The 21,046-nt window shown below is 33.9% G+C and carries 21 protein-coding genes; 17 read left to right on the top strand and 4 right to left on the bottom strand.

Annotated elements, in window-relative coordinates; genetic code table 11:
* The first annotated feature begins 104 nt into the window (after window positions 1-104).
* The 12 genes from pulA (at window position 105) to EAI80_RS00380 (ending at window position 14,660) form a co-directional block, all read left to right on the top strand.
* Window positions 105-2,192: a type I pullulanase gene (gene pulA / locus EAI80_RS00430; RefSeq protein WP_129980503.1), complete on the top strand. Its 2,088-nt coding sequence runs from the start codon at window positions 105-107 to the stop codon at window positions 2,190-2,192.
* A gap of 9 nt (window positions 2,193-2,201) precedes the next feature.
* Window positions 2,202-2,756, top strand: coding sequence for an aminoacyl-tRNA hydrolase (gene pth / locus EAI80_RS00425; RefSeq protein WP_117459473.1), 555 nt, complete (start codon window positions 2,202-2,204; stop codon window positions 2,754-2,756).
* Window positions 2,757-2,765: 9 nt separating this feature from the next.
* Entirely contained in the window at window positions 2,766-6,209 is a 3,444-nt protein-coding gene (gene mfd, locus EAI80_RS00420; RefSeq protein ID WP_192923981.1) for a transcription-repair coupling factor, read from the top strand.
* A gap of 44 nt (window positions 6,210-6,253) precedes the next feature.
* The gene (locus EAI80_RS00415; protein WP_238634318.1) at window positions 6,254-6,871 is read left to right on the top strand and encodes a methylenetetrahydrofolate reductase; all 618 of its coding nucleotides are present in this window, start codon (window positions 6,254-6,256) and stop codon (window positions 6,869-6,871) included.
* Window positions 6,872-6,882: 11 nt separating this feature from the next.
* Entirely contained in the window at window positions 6,883-7,140 is a 258-nt protein-coding gene (locus tag EAI80_RS13690; RefSeq protein WP_238634316.1) for a methylenetetrahydrofolate reductase, read from the top strand.
* The gene (locus tag EAI80_RS00410) at window positions 7,137-7,784 is read left to right on the top strand and encodes a vitamin B12 dependent-methionine synthase activation domain-containing protein (protein WP_129980501.1); all 648 of its coding nucleotides are present in this window, start codon (window positions 7,137-7,139) and stop codon (window positions 7,782-7,784) included. The genes EAI80_RS13690 and EAI80_RS00410 overlap by 4 nt, the downstream gene beginning before the upstream one ends.
* A complete protein-coding gene (locus EAI80_RS00405; protein WP_129980500.1) occupies window positions 7,784-10,156 on the top strand; it encodes a homocysteine S-methyltransferase family protein in 2,373 nt (790 codons plus the stop codon). Before EAI80_RS00410 ends, EAI80_RS00405 begins: the two co-directional genes overlap by 1 nt.
* 2 nt (window positions 10,157-10,158) lie before the next feature.
* The gene (locus EAI80_RS00400) at window positions 10,159-11,259 is read left to right on the top strand and encodes a prenyltransferase/squalene oxidase repeat-containing protein (protein WP_129980499.1); all 1,101 of its coding nucleotides are present in this window, start codon (window positions 10,159-10,161) and stop codon (window positions 11,257-11,259) included.
* Window positions 11,259-11,969, top strand: coding sequence for a DUF4430 domain-containing protein (locus tag EAI80_RS00395; RefSeq protein WP_129980498.1), 711 nt, complete (start codon window positions 11,259-11,261; stop codon window positions 11,967-11,969). The genes EAI80_RS00400 and EAI80_RS00395 overlap by 1 nt, the downstream gene beginning before the upstream one ends.
* Window positions 11,950-12,495, top strand: a complete 546-nt coding sequence (locus EAI80_RS00390) for a hypothetical protein (protein WP_129980497.1) — start codon at window positions 11,950-11,952, stop codon at window positions 12,493-12,495. The genes EAI80_RS00395 and EAI80_RS00390 overlap by 20 nt, the downstream gene beginning before the upstream one ends.
* 114 nt (window positions 12,496-12,609) lie before the next feature.
* On the top strand, window positions 12,610-13,401 hold the full coding sequence (locus tag EAI80_RS00385; protein ID WP_238634314.1) for a DUF4866 domain-containing protein: 792 nt from the start codon (window positions 12,610-12,612) through the stop codon (window positions 13,399-13,401).
* Window positions 13,402-13,403: 2 nt separating this feature from the next.
* Window positions 13,404-14,660 (top strand): aromatic acid exporter family protein, encoded by a 1,257-nt coding sequence (locus tag EAI80_RS00380; RefSeq protein WP_129980495.1) that lies wholly within the window; start codon window positions 13,404-13,406, stop codon window positions 14,658-14,660.
* A 229-nt stretch (window positions 14,661-14,889) separates the two neighbouring features.
* Here the strand turns inward: EAI80_RS00380 and EAI80_RS00375 are convergent, their stop codons facing one another.
* The 3 genes from EAI80_RS00375 to EAI80_RS00365 are packed head-to-tail and all read right to left on the bottom strand — an operon-like array spanning window position 14,890 to window position 16,546.
* The gene (locus EAI80_RS00375) at window positions 14,890-15,333 is read right to left on the bottom strand and encodes a dUTP diphosphatase (RefSeq protein ID WP_129980494.1); all 444 of its coding nucleotides are present in this window, start codon (window positions 15,331-15,333) and stop codon (window positions 14,890-14,892) included.
* Window positions 15,334-15,392: 59 nt separating this feature from the next.
* Window positions 15,393-15,947, bottom strand: coding sequence for a manganese efflux pump MntP family protein (locus EAI80_RS00370; protein WP_129980493.1), 555 nt, complete (start codon window positions 15,945-15,947; stop codon window positions 15,393-15,395).
* A gap of 2 nt (window positions 15,948-15,949) precedes the next feature.
* Entirely contained in the window at window positions 15,950-16,546 is a 597-nt protein-coding gene (locus tag EAI80_RS00365; RefSeq protein WP_129980492.1) for a YigZ family protein, read from the bottom strand.
* A 95-nt stretch (window positions 16,547-16,641) separates the two neighbouring features.
* Here EAI80_RS00365 and EAI80_RS00360 point away from each other — a divergent pair, with 95 nt between their 5' ends.
* The 5 genes from EAI80_RS00360 to EAI80_RS00340 all read left to right on the top strand — a co-directional run bounded on the left by EAI80_RS00360 (window position 16,642) and on the right by EAI80_RS00340 (window position 20,724).
* Window positions 16,642-17,502: a DegV family protein gene (locus EAI80_RS00360; RefSeq protein ID WP_129980491.1), complete on the top strand. Its 861-nt coding sequence runs from the start codon at window positions 16,642-16,644 to the stop codon at window positions 17,500-17,502.
* 48 nt (window positions 17,503-17,550) lie between these two features.
* Window positions 17,551-18,447 carry a hypothetical protein gene (locus EAI80_RS00355; RefSeq protein ID WP_129980490.1) on the top strand — a complete coding sequence of 299 codons (897 nt, stop codon included), beginning with the start codon at window positions 17,551-17,553 and terminating at the stop codon, window positions 18,445-18,447.
* Between the two features lie 112 nt (window positions 18,448-18,559).
* Window positions 18,560-19,180 (top strand): hypothetical protein, encoded by a 621-nt coding sequence (locus EAI80_RS00350; protein ID WP_129980489.1) that lies wholly within the window; start codon window positions 18,560-18,562, stop codon window positions 19,178-19,180.
* A complete protein-coding gene (locus EAI80_RS00345) occupies window positions 19,144-20,172 on the top strand; it encodes a WYL domain-containing transcriptional regulator (RefSeq protein ID WP_129980488.1) in 1,029 nt (342 codons plus the stop codon). Before EAI80_RS00350 ends, EAI80_RS00345 begins: the two co-directional genes overlap by 37 nt.
* A 9-nt stretch (window positions 20,173-20,181) precedes the next feature.
* On the top strand, window positions 20,182-20,724 hold the full coding sequence (locus EAI80_RS00340) for a hypothetical protein (RefSeq protein ID WP_129980487.1): 543 nt from the start codon (window positions 20,182-20,184) through the stop codon (window positions 20,722-20,724).
* A 19-nt stretch (window positions 20,725-20,743) separates the two neighbouring features.
* Here EAI80_RS00340 and EAI80_RS00335 read toward each other — a convergent pair whose 3' ends face one another.
* A complete protein-coding gene (locus EAI80_RS00335) occupies window positions 20,744-21,019 on the bottom strand; it encodes a LytTR family DNA-binding domain-containing protein (protein WP_275055283.1) in 276 nt (91 codons plus the stop codon).
* Window positions 21,020-21,046 lie beyond the last annotated feature (27 nt).

Below are 21,046 nucleotides of genomic sequence, written 5' to 3'. Positions count from 1 at the left end.
TCTTTTTTTAATGATATATGGCTTTCTTTTTCAAATTTAGATACTCGCTTTTCTTATCCTGTTTTTATGATAGAATAAGGGGGAGAAAAGGGTGGGATGTAGACATGCAAAGAGAATCGATTCGTATGTATGCTTATGCGATTGACTTTGATTTAATCAAAGTTGATTTATCATTAAATTATTATAACGGAATTTCAAGTCAGTATTATTTAAAGAATTTAGATACAAGTGAAGTTAAGATACTTAAAGGCGAAGCGACTGAGAAAGAAAATGGATTCCAGTCGTATCTTTTGCATACAGACTTTTCTGTAGGTACAAGATATAAAGTGTTTGATAATTATGGTTTAGCTTGTTTTTTAGATTTTAGTCAGCTTTCTATGAGTAAAGATTTTGATGATCATTTTTATTATGATGGTGATGATTTAGGCAGTCATTATACAAAAGAAAAAACGACATTCAAGGTCTGGTCACCTCTTTCTACGGAAGTTGTATTAAAAATCTGGAAAGATGAAGAAGTTCATTATTATCCTTTAGAAAGAGGAGATAAGGGTGTCTATAGTACAACTATTAAGAAAAATCTAGATGGTTATGAATATGTTTATATTATTGGAATGAATGAACAATCAATAGAAACAGCTGATCCATATGCTTATTCTTGTACAGCTAATATGCATAGTTCAGTAGTCATTGATTTGGATAAAGTTAGAAGAGTAGATTATCCTTTGACAGAACTAAAACATACGACAGATGCAGTTATTTATGAAGTAGGTGTCAGAGACTTCTCTATTGATAAATATGGACAGATTACACATAAAGGCAAGTTCTTAGGATTCTGTGAAGAAGGTACAGTGACTAAGAATGGTTTTTCATCAGGTATGGACTATTTAGATATGCTTGGTGTCACACATGTACAGCTTTTACCAATCAATGATTATGCAACAGTAGATGAAGATCATCCAGATTTACTCTATAACTGGGGTTATGATCCAGCACAATATAATGTACCTGAAGGAAGTTATATTACTGATCCAAATGATGGCTATAAGAGAATATTAGAATGTCAGCGTATGGTACGCTGTATTCATAAGCATAATATGAGAGTTATTCTAGATGTAGTCTATAATCATATGCATGATGTGAATAATAATTCATTAGAGAAGACAGTGCCTTATTATTTCTTTAGAAGAGATGAAAATGGGGAGTTATCTAATGGTTCATGGTGTGGTAATGATTTAAATAGTACCGCAAAGATGTGCCGTAAATATATCTTAGATATGTGTAAGAGATGGCAGGTTCTTTATGGTGTAGATGGCTTTAGAATGGATTTGATGGGTATTGTGGATAATGATACAGTGAATATGATTTATGAACAGGGCCATGCTTTAGATTCTTCTTTTATGTTATATGGTGAAGGTTGGAATATGGGCACTGCATTACCCGATTCAGAAAAGACAACAATTGAAAATAACCATAAAACACCTCATGTAGGTTTCTTTAATGATCATTTCAGAGATACAGTCAAGGGACCTAATCAGATGGAAGTCAAAGGCTATACATCAGGGGATACTTATAAGACAAATGAAGCCATTATTGCGATGTGTGACTACAATAAGTTCTTATCTATAGAACAGAGCATTAACTATACAGAATGTCATGATAATGCGACTGTATTTGATAAATTTATTATTTCCAATGGACATGAAGATGAATATTGTCGCCAAAAGAGATGTTTATTAACTCTTGCGATGACAATTTTTGCGCAAGGGGTTCCTTTTATTCATGCCGGACAGGAATTTTTAGGTACTAAGAATGGTAATCAGAATTCTTATAATGCGGGTGATGCAGTTAATAAACTAGACTGGGAACGTCATGACGAATATATGAATGTTGTTCAGGCTGTAAAGTTCTTTATTGATCTAAGAAAACACAACAAGTGCTTTAGATATTATGACTATGAAGATATGCATCAGCATGTATTTATCAACAATATCTACTATCGTATGGTAGAATATCATCTCACTCAGGATGAAGGAGATTATAAAGAATTTAAGATTTACTTTAATCCTTCATATGATGTCATTACTATTGGTATTGAAGATGATTTTAAGATATTATATAGTATGTCAAATGAAAGAATAGAAAATGGACAACTCAATGTATTTGGTGTATCCATGGTCGTATGTGCAAGATAGGAGATTGTAATGAAATTAATTGTTGGATTAGGAAATCCTGGTAAAGAATATGATATGACAAGACATAATACAGGATTTTATTGTTTAGATGTATTAAGTGATGAAATGAATCAATCTATTGATAAAGAAAAGTTCAAAGGCTTATATACTAAATTCAAGTATAAGGGTGAAGATGTTATTTTATTAAAACCTCAGACTTATATGAATAATTCTGGTGAATCTGTTGCGGCAGTAATGCAGTTCTTCAAGATTCCTGTTGAAGATCTATTAGTTATTTATGATGATATGGATATGCCTACTGGTAAACTACGTTTAAGAGAAAAAGGCAGTGCAGGTGGACATAATGGGATCAAGAGTATTATTGCTCATGTAGGGACTCAGAACTTCAAGCGTATTCGTGTAGGTATTTCAAAGAATAAGCTTTATAGTGTTGTAGACTGGGTACTTGGACACTACTCTAAAGAAGAAGAAAAGCTTATATCAGAAGGTGCTAAACATGCAGCAGAAGCTGTATTATGTTATTTAGATGATGGTTTTAATAAAGCAATGAATAAATTTAACTAGGTGATTGTTATGGAAAAAATACTGAATCTTTTAAAAGATAATCAGGCCCTAAGAACCTTAGATACAGACAAAGGAACTATTGTCACAAACTCAACTAGCGATGAGGCTTATCTCATTGCTGGTTCTTTTTGGCATCATCCAAGAAAAATCCTGATTATTAAAAATAACCAATATGAGGCATTTAACCTCTATAAAACATTAACTGAACTTGTGAATCAAGTTGTCTATTTTCCTGCAGATGAATCATTACGTGTAGAATCAGTGGCGTATTCTTATGAACTATTAGGAGAAAGAATTAATGCATTATATGCGATGACACAAGATAAACCAATGATCTGTGTTTGTCATATGCATTCAATGACACGTTATGTGACACCTGTAGAACTCTTTAAAAAGAGTATTATAAGTTTAAAGAAGGGTGATACAGTTGATCCTTTAGAATTAAAGAAGAAACTACAGTCTATTGGCTATAAGAATGCCCAAAGAGTAGATTCACCTTTCTATTACTCTAGAAGAGGTGAAGTGCTAGATGTTTATACAATTCAGTATGAACATCCAGTACGTATTGAATTCTTTGATGATGAGATAGAAGAAATCTCTTTTTATGATAAAGACTCACAAAGAAGAACAGAAAGAAAAGAATCTATCGATATTCTTCCAGCTACAGATATGATGTATGAGGATGATGGTTTATCACAAGTAGAAGCTTCTATCAAGGCTTTAAAAGAGAAGACGAAGATCAAAGATGAATTCAAGGATGAACTTGAAGAAACATATGCATTAGATATTGAATCACTCAAAACACATGACTATAGTCCACGTATTTATCAATATTTAAGTTTATTCCCTCAAACTGCCACAATTATAGATTATGCAAGTGATTATACTATTATTGCTGCATCTCTTGCTTCTATTCTTGCTTCTTATAAGACTTATATGGAAGAGAACTACCTCTATTATCATGAACTAGAAGAAATAGGACAGATGATCAGAGGAATTAAGCTTATTAATAACCCTCAGGATATTTTAAAACATCCTGATGTTGATTTAGTACGCTTTAGAGAAAATGATAAACAAATCATGTTTATGACTCAGCCTGTGATGATCTCTATGGCTAATGAAAAAGTCTTTATTAGTCAATTAAAGGACTTACTTACATATAATCGTGTCATGATTGGTGTAGATGAAAAGCGTCAGATAGATATATTAATAAACCTATTTACTGATCATGCCATTCCATTTACTCTCACAAGTGCCACAAATAAGATTTATGATGGGGTTAATCTATTCTTAGGACATTTACCTTGTGGAATGAACTTTGTAGAAGAGAAGACTGTATTACTCACAAGTCAGGAACTCTTTAAAGTACAAGAAACAAAAAAGAAATATATTAAATATAGAGATGCCACTAAAATCTCAGACTATAATGAATTAAAAGTAGGAGACTATGTTGTTCATGATACAAATGGTATTGGACAATATATGGGTATTGAAACATTAGTTGTAGATGGTGTACATAAGGATTATTTACATATTGCCTATAAAGGAAATGATATTCTTTATGTACCGGTAGAACAGTTCCAGTTAATTAGAAAATATTCATCAAGAGATGGTAAACCACCTCATATTCATGCTTTAGGTTCACCTAAATGGGCTAAAGAAAAAGCAAGAGTCAGACAGAAGGTAGATGGTTTAGCTGATGATCTCATTAACTTATATGCAGAAAGAATGAAACAGCCAGGATTTGCGTTTGAACCTGATGGGGATCTTCAATTAGAGTTTGAAAGTGAATTTGGTTATGAACTCACTCCAGACCAGGCGCAGGCTGTAGAAGAAATCAAGAAGGACATGGAAACACCACGTCCTATGGATAGATTATTATGTGGTGATGTAGGCTTTGGTAAAACAGAAGTGGCTTTAAGAGCCTGCTTTAAAGCGGTTGTATCTAAGAAACAATGTGCTTTCCTATGTCCTACTACAATTCTTTCAGCACAACATTATCGTACAATGCAGAAGCGTTTTGAGAAGTTCCCTGTGAATATTGCGTTACTCAATCGTTTCACGACTACTAAAGAAAAGAAACAGATATTAGCTGATTTAAAGGAAGGTAATATTGATTTATTAGTCGGTACACATCGTATTTTATCTAAGGATGTTGAGTTCAAGGATCTAGGATTACTTTGTATCGATGAAGAACAGCGTTTTGGTGTAAGACAGAAAGAGAAGATTAAGAATCTAAGAAAAACAATTGATGTACTCACTTTAACTGCTACACCTATTCCTCGTACATTACAAATGTCCATCATGGGTATTAGAGGACTCTCACAAATAGAAACACCACCATTAAATAGACTCCCTGTACAGACATATGTCTCAGAAAAGAGCTGGGCGTTAATTAAACAGGTTATTGAAAGAGAATTATCACGTAATGGACAGGTTTTCTATTTACACAATAGAACAGAAAACATCTATGAAACAGCCTCTACATTGCAGACACTTTTACCTAATGCCCGCATTGGTGTAGGACATGGTCAAATGGATAAGAATGATCTAGAAGATGTCATGACTGACTTTGTACAAAAGAAATACGATATTCTTGTATGTACAACTATTATTGAGACAGGTATTGATATACCTAATGCGAATACAATTATTATTGAGAATGCGGATAAGTTTGGTTTAGCACAGCTTTATCAGATCAAAGGTAGAGTAGGAAGAAGTGAACGTATTGCATATGCTTATCTTCTTTATACAAAAGATCGTGCGATGACAGAAGAAGCTCAAAAGAGACTTACAGCTATTAAGGAATTCACACAATTAGGTTCTGGTTATAAGATTGCAATGAGAGATTTATCTATTCGTGGTAGCGGTGATATTCTTGGTGGTGAACAGGCAGGATTTATTGATCAAGTCGGTTTTGATATGTATATGAAGATCTTACAGGATGCGATTGAAGAAAAGCAGGGTAAGATTAAAGAGGATGAAACTGTACCATCACGTAATGTCCCTGTAGATGGTTATATTCCTGAAGATTATGTAGAAAGTGATATGGAAAAGTTAGAACTATATCAGCGTGTCTATAAAGCCAATGACTTAGAAACATTGAAACGTGTAGAACATGAACTCACTGACCTTTATGGTGTTCTTCCATCACAGGTACGTAATATTGTAGTCAAGAGAAGATTTGATATCCTTTCACATGATCCACTTATTGATGATGTGAAAGATAGCAGCCAGGGACTAGAAATACGTTTCTCTAAAGTCTTCTTAGAAGATTTAGATGGACAGAAGTTCTTTGCATATGTTAATCATATGTTTAAGAAGCCACAAATGAAATATACTGATGGAATGTTAACTATTGTGAGTGGTATGGAGCCTTATTATGTTTCAGCATCTACGGAGTTCTTAGATTCAGTTTTGAAACAATATTATAAAACACATACTAGTTCTTAATAAAAAAATAATGTAGAATATGAAAAAAAGGGGGGATAACATCAATGAAAATAATTGATTTATTAAACGAAGATAAAGCAACTTTATCTTTTGAAGTATTTCCACCTAAGACAAGCAGTAAATATGAAAATGTCTTAAAGGCTGCAGAAAAGATTGCATCTTTAAATCCAAGTTTCATGTCTGTGACTTATGGTGCAGGTGGAGGAACAAGTGCACATACTGTTGCGCTTGCGAAAGATATTCATGAGAAATATGGTGTTGAAGTCATGGCTCATTTGACATGTGTTTCTTCTACAAGAGAACATGTAGAGTCCATGGTTGAACAGTTTAAAGAAAATGGTATTGAAAACATCATGGCATTAAGAGGAGATATTCCTAAGGATGGTCAAGTGGGAGAAGACTATCAGTATGCCTGTCAGTTAATCAAGAAACTTAAAGAGAAAGGTGATTTCTGTATTGGGGCAGCATGTTATCCAGAAGGACATGTAGAATCACCTAGCATTAAGGAAGATATCCAGCATCTAAAAGAAAAAGTAGAAGCAGGTGCAGATTTCTTAACAACTCAGATGTTTTTTGACAACAATGTTTTCTATAACTTCTTATATAAGATCAAGGAAGCTGGTATTATAAGATCAAGGAAGCTGGTATTAATGTACCTGTAGTCGCTGGTATTATGCCTATTACTAATGCGAAACAGGTCAGTCGTGCTGTACAGATGTCAGGTACATCTATTATTCCTTATCATTTCAAGATGATGGTGGATGCATTTGGTGATAATCCTGAAATCATGAAGCAGGCTGGTATTATTTATGCATCTGAACAGATTATTGATTTAATTGCGAATGGTGTAAAACATATTCATGTTTATACAATGAATAAACCAGACATCGCCGAAGGCATCATGAACAATATTTCGGAGATTCTTAAATGATAGAAATCAATCGTAAAGAAGCTTTACGATACTTAGGATACCGTCAATCCATTGAAGGTGATCTTACTGAAATCAATAGTGCACTTGATCATTGTATCGAAGTATTACAGAAAACAGCTGTACCACGTCATATTGTGAAAAGATTACCTCTCACAATAGAGAATCATACAATCACAATTGGTGATATGGTGATACATAGTAAAAACTTAGAGAATAACTTAAAAGGCTGTCATGCAGTTTATCTCTTTGCGGCTACTATAGGTATAGAAGTCGATCGTTTGATTAAACGTAAAGAACTTACTAAGATGAGTGATGCAGTGATCTATCAGGCAGCAGGAGCTGCTATGATAGAAGCTTATTGTGATGAAGTGAATGAAGAACTTAATCAGCAGGCATATAAGAATAATGAATTCTTAAAGCCACGCTTTTCACCTGGTTATGGAGATCTTGCATTAGATCATCAGAAAGATTTTATGCGTATATTACAGATGGATAAGATTGGTATCAGTTTATTAGAAAGTCTCTTAATGGTCCCATCCAAATCAGTGACGGCGATCATTGGTATTACACATCATGCACAGCCTCGTCATACGAAGGATTGTGCCAATTGTCCTGCACAATGTGAATTCAGGAGGGTCAAGTAATGGGATTTAAAGAAAGACTTACAAAAGAATGGTTATTCTGGGATGGTGGTACTGGTTCAGTACTTCAAAGCTGGGGTTTACAAGCGGGTGAACTACCTGAAACATGGAATATCAACCATCCAGAAAAGATTGTTGAATTAAATAAAGGTTATCTAGAAGCAGGATGTGATATTATCAACACCAATACATTTGGTGCCAATAGATTAAAATATCCAGATAATCTAGAAGAAATAGTCACAAAAGCAGTAGAACATGCAAAAAAGGCAAGAGAACTTACAGGGCGCGGGGATGCCCTGATTGCGCTTGATTTAGGTCCTACAGGTAAGCTCTTAGAACCACTAGGAGATTTATCATTTGATGATGCTGTAGATATTTATGCTGAAGTCATTGAATATGGAACTAAAGCGGGTGCTGATGTCATCCTTATTGAAACAATGCAGGATAGCTATGAATTAAAAGCTGCAGTACTAGCCGCTAAGGAACATTCACATTTACCTGTATGTGCGACTGTTGTATTTGATGAAAAAGGTAAGATGTTGACAGGTGGTACACCAGAATCAGTTGTCGCCGTACTTGAAGGGTTACATATTGATGCATTGGGTATTAACTGTTCATTAGGTCCAACACAAATTAAACCTTTTGTAGAAAGAATGATTAAAGTTTCTTCTACACCTATTATTGTGACACCTAATGCTGGTTTACCTCAGACTGATGATGAAGGTCATACATATTATGATATGAATGCAGATGAATTCGCATCAGAGATGAAAGAGATTGCCTCATTGAATGTGCATGTACTAGGAGGATGTTGTGGAACTACACCAGAATATCTCTCAAAAACAATAGAATTAGTGAAAGACCTGCCTATTGAACCACCTGTAAAGAAGAATATCTCTGTTGTGACTTCTTTCTCACAGGCTGTAGAAATAGGTCCTAAACCAGTTATTATTGGGGAACGTATTAACCCAACTGGTAAGAAGAAATTCAAACAGGCCTTACGTGATGGAGATATTAACTATATCTTATCTGAAGGTTTAAAACAGGAAGATGCAGGGGCACATATTCTAGATGTCAATGTAGGTCTACCAGAAATTGATGAACCTAAGATGATGGTAGAAGTCATGAAGAAGTTGCAGTCTGTCATTGCATTGCCATTACAGATTGATACATCAGATCCAATCGCCTTAGAAGCAGCCTTAAGACACTATAACGGTAAGGCTATGATTAACTCAGTTAATGGTAAACAGGAATCCATGGATGCTGTATTCCCATTAGTAAAGAAATATGGTGGTGTGGTTGTAGGACTTGCCTTAGATGAAGAAGGTATTCCAGATAATGCGACAGATCGTATTCGTATTGCGAAGAAGATCTATAAAGAAGCAAGTAAATATGGTATTGAACCTAAGGATATCGTAATCGATGGACTTGCTATGACTATTTCATCAGATCCTACTTCTGCCATTGCGACATTAGAAACATTACGTATTATTAGAGATGAATTACATGGACATTCTATTCTAGGTGTTTCTAATATCTCTTTTGGTCTTCCACAAAGACCAATCATTAATGCGAACTTCTTTACTATGGCAATGCAGTCAGGACTCAGCTGTGCAATCATCAATCCTTCATCAGAAGCAATGATGAAATCATATCGTGCCTATCTTGCCTTAAGTGGGCTTGATACAAACTTTACAGAATATATTAGCGCCTATGGTAATAGTGCACCAGCTCCTGTAAAGAGTGAAGCGGTTGATATGTCTTTATATGAAAGTATTAAGCGTGGTATGAGTGAAAATGCAGGTAAAGCCACTCAAAAACAGCTTGAAACTAAAGAAGGACTAGAAATTATTAATGAAGAATTGATTCCTGCCCTTGATGAGGTAGGGAAAGGATTTGAAAAAGGCACTATCTTCTTACCTCAGTTATTAATGAGTGCTGAAGCAGCTAAGGCTGCATTTGCAGTCATTAAAGACTCTATGGCAGGTAAACCAAGAGAAATGAAAGGAAAAATCATCATTGCGACAGTCAAAGGTGATATTCATGATATTGGAAAGAATATCGTGAAGGTTATGTTAGAAAACTATGGCTATGATGTCATTGATCTTGGTAAAGATGTACCACCTGAACTCATTGTAGATACTGCAATAAAAGAAGATGTAAAATTAGTAGGACTCAGTGCTTTAATGACAACAACAGTAGTGAGTATGGAAGATACTATTAAATTGTTGAAGGAAAAGAAGCCTGATACACTTACAGTTGTAGGTGGAGCCGTTATGACTCAGGAATATGCAGATCGTATCGGTGCAGATTGTTATGCGAAAGACGCAATGGAAACAGTGCGTTTTGCGGATAAAGTATTTGGAGGAGAATAGGAATGAAAAGAATATTTACAGTATTAACTTCTATCGCTTTAACATTTGCGTTATCATTCTCAGCAGCTTTTGCGAATGATGATGCATTTCTTAAATCACAGAACTATTTAAAAACTATCGCATTAGATAGCCCTGATGCAGTTATTGCGTATGAAGCTACAGGTATGGAAGCTGATTATAAGGCTGATGCTTTATTAAATAACTTCAAGGAAACAGATTATATTACTGCTTCTTATGGTGATTTAGCTAAGTCTATTATCGCAATTTCTTTATTAGGTGAAAATCCAAAAGATTTCAATAAGACTAACTTAGTAGAAATCTTAGAAAATAGAGTACAGGAAGATGGTACTCTTACAAATGATGTAAATGGTGGATGTGGGGCTACTATTTGGACATTAATGGCTTTAGAAACAGTAAACTCACCTAAGGTAAAAGCTGTTGCAGATAAGTTATCTACTATGGCTATGGCCAATGGTGCTTACTGGTATGAATATCAGGGACCAAATGCAGATCTAGATACAACTGGATGGGCTATGGAAGCATTAAGTGTTGCAGGACGTTCTACTTATGATGCAGCTATCTCAAAAGCATATACTTTTGTACAGTCTAAGTTAAATAGTGCAGATGGTTCTTATGATATTGGCTGGGGTGGAAATGCGGATACTCAGTCTTGCGTATTAGAAGGGTTATCTACTGCAGGTTATACATTAGATACAAATGCATATAACTATTTACTTTCTTATCAGAATGAAGATGGTACATTCAATGCATTAAACTACAACACATTCCAGTTAGAACCAAATGCTTATGCATCAGTAGAGGGTGCAAGAGCACTTGGTGTAATCAATAACGGAAGCTTTGTATTAAAAGCTAGAAAAGACTATACAAAGACTACTACACCAGTAGTGACTGAACCTGAAAAACCTACAACACCTAGTACAACTACACCAGCTGTAAAGCCAGAAACAACTACAACTGAACCAAAGAAGGAAACAGTAAAAGTAGTCAATACAGGTGATAACACAAATGTGATGGCATATGTAGTTGCAGCTATCGCAGCTGTGGGTGTAATCGTATTAGTCATTAAAAGTAAAAAGAAATAATGAAGAAATTCACAACTAAACAATTAGCGATTGCCTTTGTCGCAATCGCTTTTGTCTTTATATTTGGCTTTACAGCTTATCGCGGTATAACTGGACAATTCCAGTCTCAACCTACTATTAGTAATGAAGTAAAAAGTAGCATAAAGAAGAAAGATATTTCCAAAAAAGAAGAGACAAAACAAATAGAGTCACAAGAAGAATCAAAGAAGACTGATATAAAATCATCTGATTCTTCTAGTAAACAAGAGACTAAGAAGCAGGAAATAAAGAAAACAGAAACAAAATCTTCTTCTACTAAACAAGAGATAAAGAAGATAGAAACAAATAATTCTTCTAGTAAACAAGAAACCTCTGCGCCTCAACAGGTAGAACCACCTAAACAGGAAACACCTATAAAACAAACAGTTTCAGTACAGGTGATTGGAGTAAATAGCACAATGATGCAGGGGAATATAGAAGTGAATAGTTCTTCTACAGCTTATAGTGTATTAAGAGAACTTGCGAAACAGAATGGTAAGAGTATCTCTACAAAAGGGTTTGGTTCTACTGTTTATGTATCAGGTATAGATGGATTAAAGGAATTTGATCATGGACCAAGTTCTGGATGGATGTATAAGGTGAATGGTACACCACCAAATATTGGGGCAGGAGCTTATAGGTTAAAAGCAGGAGATCAAGTCATCTGGTATTATGCCAACATTGAACAATAAGACAAGAGAAATATGTTTGATAGGTATTCTCTCTGCAGTCAATATTGCCTCTAGAGTTGCCTTACAGGCACTTCCTAACTTTAAACCTGTTACATCTATCATTATTATATCTGTACTCTTATTTGGCTTATCATTTGGAATTAAACTCACAGTAGTAACAACTATTGCATCCAATATGATTCTAGGTATGGGGACATGGACAATCTTTCAGATTCTCTCATGGGTAGTCATCTGTTTATTCACTCAATGTATCAGTGACTTCTATAAGAAAATAAATAAAGAACCCCCATTACTTCTTATGGCTCTTTATGCCTTTTTAATGGGTTATGTCTTTGGTTTTGTTGTCTCACTCGAACAATTAATTATTGGTGGTCCTGTCTGGTTTGGTATCTATTATGCCCAGGGGCTCTTATTTGATACATTCCATGCAGTAGGTAATTTTGTCTTTTATTTACTTTGTGCACCTATACTTATGCGTTTATTTAAACAGGAAATGTCTCAATATACAAAAGACTATTACAAGTGATTCGGTTGCGAATCACTTTTTTGTCATGTAATAAATATATTGTCAATATCTGAAAGATACATTTTACATATGATATAGAAAGTCTATAATCACAAGTGGATGGAGGTTAAAACTATGACACCATTATTTCCACGTGTTCAAGAAGTAGAGAACATATTTCACAAAATACTCGCAAGTAAAGAAGCTTGTGCAAGACTAAGAGAAACATTCAATTCAAGTCTAGAAGACTTTCAGGGATCAGAAGAATTAAACAATGAGACCTTTTCAAAAGTCGTTCTAGATAGTTATTCAAATCAGGATATTAGTGCATTATTACTCGCTATATGTGGTAAATCTATGTTTGATTTATTACGTGATGCATATTTGATTCCTCAAACATTTCATGGCAAAGCAGGAGAAAATCCAGTGCTACTTACATCACCTTCTGGAGACCTGCTAGAAGGAAAGGATGTCTCACACCATACGATGAGACGATTTAAAAGTATCCTTTCACAACATCAGCCTGTTCCCCGTTCCCTTGTTTATCTGGCTGATGGCTATGATATAGAACGTTATTATAAACATGACGGTTCAGTAGACCAGAGAAAGACAGATGCAGTCAGAGGCATCTTACTTCTTTATGCACTTCCTGATACTAAGAAGCTTCATCTAACAACTGCGCAGGTTTATGCAATCATCTGGGATACATTCTTAAGTATTCAAAAAGAAGCACCTCTTGCTCGTGTCTATTATGGACAGGAAACAGGAGAGAAGAATGATAAAGACTATGATGAAATTGCGATATTGCTTCCTACACATTTGTTTAGAAGACAGATGGTTGAACATATGGAAATTATTGATGGATTAGTTCTATCTTGTAGAGAAAAAATGATGGCTGAAGCCGGTAATGATAGTTTGGAGTTGTAATTATGCCTAGAATCGGATTACGTATTATTAAAACAAGTATTGCTGTCTTCATCATCATGGTATTATTCACTCTCTTTGGTGTACAGAGATCACCTTTCTATGTCCTTATAACCACAATTATCTGTATTCAGCCAGATAAAGAGAATGAAAAGAACCAGGCACTTGTAAGAGCCCTCGGCACACTTATAGGGGCAATTACAGGAGCTATTGTCATGTTTTTACAGCCTTTCATCCATATTGATCTCGCATGGGATTTATTTAATGCATTATTTATTATGTTGACTATTTATTTGACAGTCTTATTTAAAGTACAGCATATGGCATTTATGGCCTGTGTGGCTTATTTAAGTGTTGCAGTGATTCCCCATGCTGGTATTTCACCTTACGCATTCTTATTCTATCGTGTCTTAGATACATGTATTGGTGTTGGTGTGGGTTATCTTGTCTGTACATTACATCTACCAGTTAAAAGAAGAAATGATGTTCTCTTTGTAGCTGAACTTGATGATATGGAACAAACAGCACACCAGCAGTTAAATGACTTCAATAAGACTCAATTGAATAAAATAGTAGATGATGGTGCCCTGTTTACAATCATCACAAAAAGAACACCTGCATCCATGCAGGCAGAAATTGAACATCTTAAATTGCATCTCCCAGTGATCGCATTAGATGGCGCAATTTTGTATGACGTACCAAAAAATGAATTACTTTGTACCTATCCATTATCACAAACATTAGGTACAAAGATCACTCAATTATTAGATGATAAACATCTTAATTACTTTTATCACGTTCTCAAAGACGATGTATTATTGACATATTATAATAGTTTTGACCAGTCCGAACAAATGGACTATTATGATATGATGCGTCAATCCCCTTATCGTAATTACATCTTTGGTATGCCTACACACTCATATCAACCTCTTTATATAAGTATTCTTAATACAAAAGAGATTATCTATGATATTATAGATGACCTGATAGATTTAGGATTACATAAACAATTGCGTTATTTTGTAGAAGAAGATTATTTTGAAGGCATGTGCTTACTTAAGATTCTTTCTTATGACGCTACTCCAGAAAACATGCTGGAAAGATTAAAAGAAAAATTAGATATAAAAGAAAGTATTGTATATGGTTCATCTGATGCTATATGTGACGTTATTGTACCTGATAATGATTTCAATAGTATCGTAAAAAGTATTCATAACGAATATGAAGGAATTCAAATGAAAAGAAGACAGCCACAATAAGCTGCCTTCTTTTCGTTATGGGGGAGTCTCAATGTATATTCAATTCATGATCAAGATCATGGATTTTTTTATTTGTATACTTATTTGCAACTCCCATGATTAAAGTACTTAGTAATACTGCAATAATAGTTAGAATAATATAGATCATAAGAATCACCTCTTTCATGCTTATAATATACATGTAAGTTGTGTAATTCGTATGTATTCTCTATGTATTTATTATGTTTTTTTACAATCCTTCCAACATATCATCAAATGTGATACCTAGAGAAAATCCAAAATGGAAATAATCATCCAAAGCATCCTGTAACTTAATAGGACTATAACCATTTCTTAAATCTAGAATATCCTGATTGACTTTAAAGAGTAAATCAACAGAACTGCTCTTTTCAGGCATTTCTTCATGATTCTTGATTTCATCAATCTGTAAGTCATACGCAGTACTCATTAATAAGCGCATACCTTCAATATAAGTGTCTAAAAGAGCATTTTGATCAACCTGAGTATCTTTATCCCAGAATGTATAAACATGTCCTAATTCTCCTGTATTATATACACATTGCATAAATGCAAGAAGTTTATGGTCAATCTTTTTAATATCTAGAATATGACCTTTAGGAATATCTAATTCTCTGTTTAATACTAACTGATATAATTTTGATAATTCATTCATTTAAATCACCTCTTATATACTATTATAGTCAATTAAAAAAGAGAATCACGTAGATTCTCTTAAATAATCTCTAAACCTTCTATTAAAATCTTAACACCTATGAGAATAAGAATAATACCACCAGTAATCTGTGCTTTCTGTTGATATTTATTCCCAAATATATGACCTATATATACACCAGCTGATGCAATAATAAATGTCGTTAAACCAATAATAGAAATAGCCATGAAGATATTGATTGATTCAAAAGAGAACGTAACACCTACCGCAAGTGCATCAATGGCAGTTGCGATAGCAAGCATCAACATTGTCTTCCATGAGAAGTCATCATTCTGTTTCTCTTCTTCAAAAGATTCTTTAATCATATTGATTCCAATAAATGCGAGTAATATAAATGCAATCCAGTGGTCAATAGAATCCACTAAACCACTCAATGTAGAACCAAGACAATAACCAATAAATGGCATCAATGCCTGAAATCCACCAAACCATACACCACATAACAATATATTCTTAATAGACAACTTCTTTACAGATAATCCTTTACATACAGATACCGCAAAAGCATCCATGGATAACCCAATACCAATAAGTAATATTTCTATACTAGACATCTTTATACCTCAACAGGAATATAATCTTCCTTTACAACCTCATAATGCATATTGGATGCAGTCAGTTCATTGAGTTCATCTAAGAATGATGTATCTCTTAAATAAACATCATAGTGAACTTCTCCATCATACTCAGTATTCATTAATAATAGATTCTTAGATTGTATTAAATAAGATACCTTACGGCTGAAGTGATAGTCAACACTAATACGATATAGTTTAACAAGTTCTTTATCGACTATTTCTGCTTCTTTTAATGCATCTGCAACACTATTAGTATAAGCACGAGTTAATCCTCCAGCCCCTAGTTTAATGCCACCAAAATAACGTGTTACAATCGCAATCACATTATCTATCTTTTGTCTTTGTAATACATTCAACATAGGAAGTCCTGCAGTACCTGATGGTTCTCCATCATCATCTGCTTTTTCTAAAGGACCTACTCGATAAGCAACACAGTTATGTGTTGCATCATCTTTGGAATAAAGTTCTATTAAGTCTTTTATTTCTTTTTCATCATTACATGGAATTAGGGTAGTAATGAATTCTGATTTCTTAATAATGATTGTATTTGTCGTTGTTTCTTTGATTGATCTCATAGTTTCACCCGTTCGTATTATAGCGTAAAAGTTGTAAAATAAAAAGAAATAAACTATAATGTACATAGTGTATTATCACTGATGGGGTATTAAAAATGAGTAAAATAGCGATTATTGCAGACAGTGGCTGTCAGATTGATATTAATGGAGAGCATGAAGGTATTTATATTGCACCATTATGTATTGGTCATGGTAGTCAGACATATTTAGATCAATTAGAAATCACAAGTCTTGATGTATTTAATCAGATGAAGGAAACAGATGATATGTTTACAACATCTCAACCTTCGACTGGTTCTTTAATGAAGGCTATGGAAGATGCAAAAAGAGATGGTTATGATGAGTTAATTGGGATTCCTATCGCAACTGGTTTATCATCTACATTAAATGGTATGCAGGTTGCAGCTGATACAGTAGAAATGCCTATTACTTTAATCGATTCTCAAGGAACAGCACATGTTCAAAAGAAGCTTGTTGAAGCAGCACGAAAATTAGTAGAAAAGGGTCAGTCTGTTTCTGAAATTAAAGAAAAGCTTGAAGATATGGTTAAGCATTCAGGTACAATTATTTTTACACCAAACTTGAATCACCTTAAAAAGGGTGGGCGTATTACGCCTGCAGTCGCAATGCTTGGCAATATGTTGAAGCTTGTTCCAGTTATGGAATTGAATAGTGAATTAGGTGGTAAGATTGATACTTTAGGCAAAGTAAGAACAACACGTAAGGCATGTAAGATGCTTGCTGATCGTGTTGTTGAAAGAGGCGCAAATGCGAAAGATTATACATTTGCGATTGAAGATGTTCTTGCACCTGAAGAAGCTCAGCGTGTAAGAGACTATCTTGAAGAACAATTAGGTCCATGTCAAGTTACCATGAGAGAGTTACCAAGTGTTGTAGGTGCTCATATGGGAATTGGTGGCGTAGGAATCCAATTCATCAAAAATCTCGCAGAGTAGGAAGCAGATGATGAATCTGCTTTTTTTATATAGAAAGGAGGTATATGTATGCAAAGAGAATTTGAAATGGTTGTACAGACAAGTGCAGCTACACAAAGCTTGCGTTATTTATTGAAAAGTGGTGATATGACGTGTATCACCAAAGGAGAAATTACTAAAAGATTAGAAGCAGCAGTTCTTTTACAGGAATTAAGCTTTCAAGCTGTTATGACAAGTGGTGATGTTGTAGAGGATATGTTGGAGAATAATTATGAGGATTATGATGAAGCATTAAGAGACTCTCTTAAGACTCATGGTATTACATTTAAAGACTATACCTTTGCGGTTACTTATAAATATGATGAAGAAGCTGTCTTTAAGCCTTTCTTCTCTAGACAATATGGTGCAGACTTAGGTTTTTCACTCCCATTAGTAGATGATATGAAATATGCGAATATGTGTGTATGTCTTGCATTAATAAAACTATCAAGAGAATATGTACGTACGAGTGTGGGTATTACCCATGATTATACTGATGTAAAACCTAGTATTCATTTGACTTTTAAGCCAGGTATATTCTTACCTAAGCTTATTACAGAAAAACCCTATACAGAACTTACATTCAATGCAGTCTATGCAGCTATATACAAGCTGCGTGCTGCGATACGTTTCTTCTCATATGATCATACAGAAGAAGCATATAAAAAGTGGATTGATGTCATAGAAGAAATGAGTACGCGACCATATGATGGTATATTAGATGATCTAGATGAACTAGATTATGTGCCATCACAAAAAGAAGAACTTTATGTATATGAAGATAAGGTCAATGGTGGAGGTACAGTACAATGTTTAAATAATTCATTTTATGCATTAATACTCTGGGCTGCCATATTGACTAAAGTCATGAATGAACAGTTCTTATATGAGACAAACTACCCAGATATGAACTTATGGGATTATTAATAAAAAGAAAATTATCAAAACACCTATAATAAGGCGTTGTCACCATTAACTTTAACGCATAAATTCTTTCTCTTCGCTATAATAGTGTTAGAAAAAAGAGGAGGGAAAGAATATGTTAGAAAGTTATAAAGAAATTACATCAATCTCATTGAATAAATTAAAGGACTATTTAGATGTCATTGATGTGTATCATGATTCATTTATTGATACTTGCAGAAGTCAGAAGAAAATAGAAGGTTATATTAAGGCACACCAAAAGAAATACTTAGGTCTTGCCTTAAAGAAACTCTATGAAATAGATGATATGCAATGTTTAGAAAATCATCTCGTAATGATTGAATACTTATTTGGAGAACATCCTCGTATTCAATCATTGAATAAGAATTTATGTAACTATATGCTCCATAATGGATCACCATTAGATGTATACCGTATTGTGAGACATTTGATGCCTTTCTCATATCTTGCACTTATCTCTTTATTAGTAGATAAAGAAGTGATTACTTATGCACAGGCTGCTTACTTTTCTTTAGTAGAAGAAGATATAGAAGGGGCTTATGAATACTTAAAGAAATGTGAAGTGGAACCAGATGAATCACTTCTAAATCTTTATGCATCTTATGATTTAATTGGTTATTTCCAGCTTGTGGATCATTATAGTAAAAAGGTATCTTACCAGGTATCAGGAGGCATAAGATGGGAGAAAAAATGTGGGCTGTCTTCTCATTGTTGATGAATTCAGAGGAATGCATCAGTGCAGAAGATATACAGCATCAATTAGAAGAAAAAGGTTATGATATTGGTTTAAAAGCAGTATATGCAGTGATTAAACAGATCAATGTATTTACATCTTTAATGTTTGGAAAAGAAATAATCAAAGCAGTCAGACGTTTTGGTTATATGATTGAAACAGGTTATTTTGATGAAGCACAGATACAATTACTTATTGATATGGTGAATTATCGTCAAGATCTGACAAATAATGATAAAAGAGAAATAGTTAATAAGCTTTTAAAACTTTCACCTGCTAAACAGAAGGATTATCTCATTGTACCAGAATTAGAAGATGATGATGAAGGTGTCTATTCTCTAAGTAAAAATCTAAAGATTATTACTTCCGCAATACGTAATAAGAAGGATATACGTTTCCAGTATGTAGACTATTCTATTAGGGATGGACATCCTGTAGAAACATATTCTACTAAGGGTAATGCAGGTATTAATCATGAATATTATAATGTGAGTCCTTATAATACAGTGATTGTGGATGGTCATTACTATTTACGTGCTTATTATAATAAGCATAAGGATTCATTGACTACATTCCGTATTGATCGTATTAGAAAGCTAGATAAGAGCCGTACATATTATTTTGATTTTGATGATGAAGAAAAAATGAGTGAATCATTGAAACAATCACTTGCGAAGTCAATGAATAGTTTCTTTGATGGTGATGAAATTACACTACATATTAAGTTTGATGGTGTACTTATTAGAGAAGTTGTATCACGTTTAGGAAAAGATATTACTATTAATAAAACTATTGCGCCAATAGAGAATGATCATCAATGGTATGAAACACGTGTTGAAGGAATCATTTTTAATACAGGTTTAATGAACTGGATTAGACAGTTTGGTCCAATGATTATTGTGGTAGGTCCAGAGAAGCTTAAAGAAGTTATTACAGATGGATTAGAAGAGAACTTAAGCTACTATAAAAAATAGGTGATAACTATGTATATATTACAATTAAGTCAAGGTGAGTTAAGTATCAATGTTGGCTTATTTCATACAATAGAAGAAGGCAGAAAGCTTATATCTCAATTAGCTGGATATCAGTATGAAGATATTGAAGGGTTTGAGTATGAGTACTTTGATCCTACTACTGTACCTGATTATGTAGAACTAGAATATAATGGTCATATTTTACCTTTTACTACATATATGTTTACTGGTGATGGAAGAGTAGATATTTATTGGAATGAGATAGTAGACTTATCTATACCAGGAAATGGAATGATTGAAGGATCTACAAGAGTGGATGCTTATTCTATTCCTAATAATGAACTTAAGGATTACATAGAGAAAAGAGAATATGACTATAGATGTGTTAAACAATACTTAGAATCTAAAGGATATGAGGTAGAGAGAGCTTATTTTGGTTCTGAAGATGGCGAAGCCATCTTATACAGAAATACAGATGAGTGGCATTTCTTGACACATATGGATCCTGAGTTTGTGGAATCTGAAGACATAATAAAAGACTTAGACATTTAGGTGTCTAGGTCTTTTTGTGTTATGGGATAAGATTATTAATTTGATCTTTTAAAGTCTTATAGTAACTACGACTAATAGGAATAGAAGTACCATCTACAAGAAGTGCTGAATCTTTTGTGATTTCCTGGACCATCTTTAAATTAATAATATAACTACGATGCGGCATAGCGAATGTTTCTCCTAAACGTTTAAGTAAATCTTCAAGCTTTTCAGATGTTGAATAAGTATGCGTAGGAGTCACAATGAAAGTTGTTCTTAATTTTCTCTCCATATAGAAGATATCCTTTAGTAGGATGTTAGATTCTTCTTTATTCCAGAATAT

Origin of the sequence: Catenibacterium sp. co_0103, from assembly GCF_004168205.1 — a bacterium.
In the GTDB taxonomy this organism is placed as follows: Bacteria; Bacillota_I; Bacilli_A; order Erysipelotrichales; family Coprobacillaceae; genus Catenibacterium; species Catenibacterium mitsuoka_A.
The sequence above is the reverse complement of the archived record's forward strand: the minus strand, read 5'-3'. Positions and strand labels throughout refer to the sequence as shown.

Excerpts from the sequence above, each read along its gene's own strand:
- EAI80_RS00345 (WP_129980488.1), top strand. The coding sequence starts at position 19,144 with ATGGGAGAAAAAATGTGGGCTGTCTTCTCATTGTTGATGAATTCAGAG.
- EAI80_RS00405 (WP_129980500.1), top strand. The coding sequence starts at position 7,784 with ATGGGATTTAAAGAAAGACTTACAAAAGAATGGTTATTCTGGGATGGT.
- EAI80_RS00355 (WP_129980490.1), top strand. The coding sequence starts at position 17,551 with ATGCAAAGAGAATTTGAAATGGTTGTACAGACAAGTGCAGCTACACAA.
- EAI80_RS00385 (WP_238634314.1), top strand. The coding sequence starts at position 12,610 with ATGACACCATTATTTCCACGTGTTCAAGAAGTAGAGAACATATTTCAC.
- EAI80_RS00360 (WP_129980491.1), top strand. The coding sequence starts at position 16,642 with ATGAGTAAAATAGCGATTATTGCAGACAGTGGCTGTCAGATTGATATT.
- pth (WP_117459473.1), top strand. The coding sequence starts at position 2,202 with ATGAAATTAATTGTTGGATTAGGAAATCCTGGTAAAGAATATGATATG.
- EAI80_RS00395 (WP_129980498.1), top strand. The coding sequence starts at position 11,259 with ATGAAGAAATTCACAACTAAACAATTAGCGATTGCCTTTGTCGCAATC.
- EAI80_RS00350 (WP_129980489.1), top strand. The coding sequence starts at position 18,560 with ATGTTAGAAAGTTATAAAGAAATTACATCAATCTCATTGAATAAATTA.
- EAI80_RS00380 (WP_129980495.1), top strand. The coding sequence starts at position 13,404 with ATGCCTAGAATCGGATTACGTATTATTAAAACAAGTATTGCTGTCTTC.
- pulA (WP_129980503.1), top strand. The coding sequence starts at position 105 with ATGCAAAGAGAATCGATTCGTATGTATGCTTATGCGATTGACTTTGAT.
- EAI80_RS00390 (WP_129980497.1), top strand. The coding sequence starts at position 11,950 with ATGCCAACATTGAACAATAAGACAAGAGAAATATGTTTGATAGGTATT.
- EAI80_RS00365 (WP_129980492.1), bottom strand. The coding sequence starts at position 16,546 with ATGAGATCAATCAAAGAAACAACGACAAATACAATCATTATTAAGAAA.
- EAI80_RS00400 (WP_129980499.1), top strand. The coding sequence starts at position 10,159 with ATGAAAAGAATATTTACAGTATTAACTTCTATCGCTTTAACATTTGCG.
- EAI80_RS00340 (WP_129980487.1), top strand. The coding sequence starts at position 20,182 with ATGTATATATTACAATTAAGTCAAGGTGAGTTAAGTATCAATGTTGGC.
- EAI80_RS00410 (WP_129980501.1), top strand. The coding sequence starts at position 7,137 with ATGATAGAAATCAATCGTAAAGAAGCTTTACGATACTTAGGATACCGT.
- EAI80_RS00375 (WP_129980494.1), bottom strand. The coding sequence starts at position 15,333 with ATGAATGAATTATCAAAATTATATCAGTTAGTATTAAACAGAGAATTA.
- EAI80_RS00370 (WP_129980493.1), bottom strand. The coding sequence starts at position 15,947 with ATGTCTAGTATAGAAATATTACTTATTGGTATTGGGTTATCCATGGAT.
- EAI80_RS13690 (WP_238634316.1), top strand. The coding sequence starts at position 6,883 with ATGCCTATTACTAATGCGAAACAGGTCAGTCGTGCTGTACAGATGTCA.
- EAI80_RS00415 (WP_238634318.1), top strand. The coding sequence starts at position 6,254 with ATGAAAATAATTGATTTATTAAACGAAGATAAAGCAACTTTATCTTTT.
- mfd (WP_192923981.1), top strand. The coding sequence starts at position 2,766 with ATGGAAAAAATACTGAATCTTTTAAAAGATAATCAGGCCCTAAGAACC.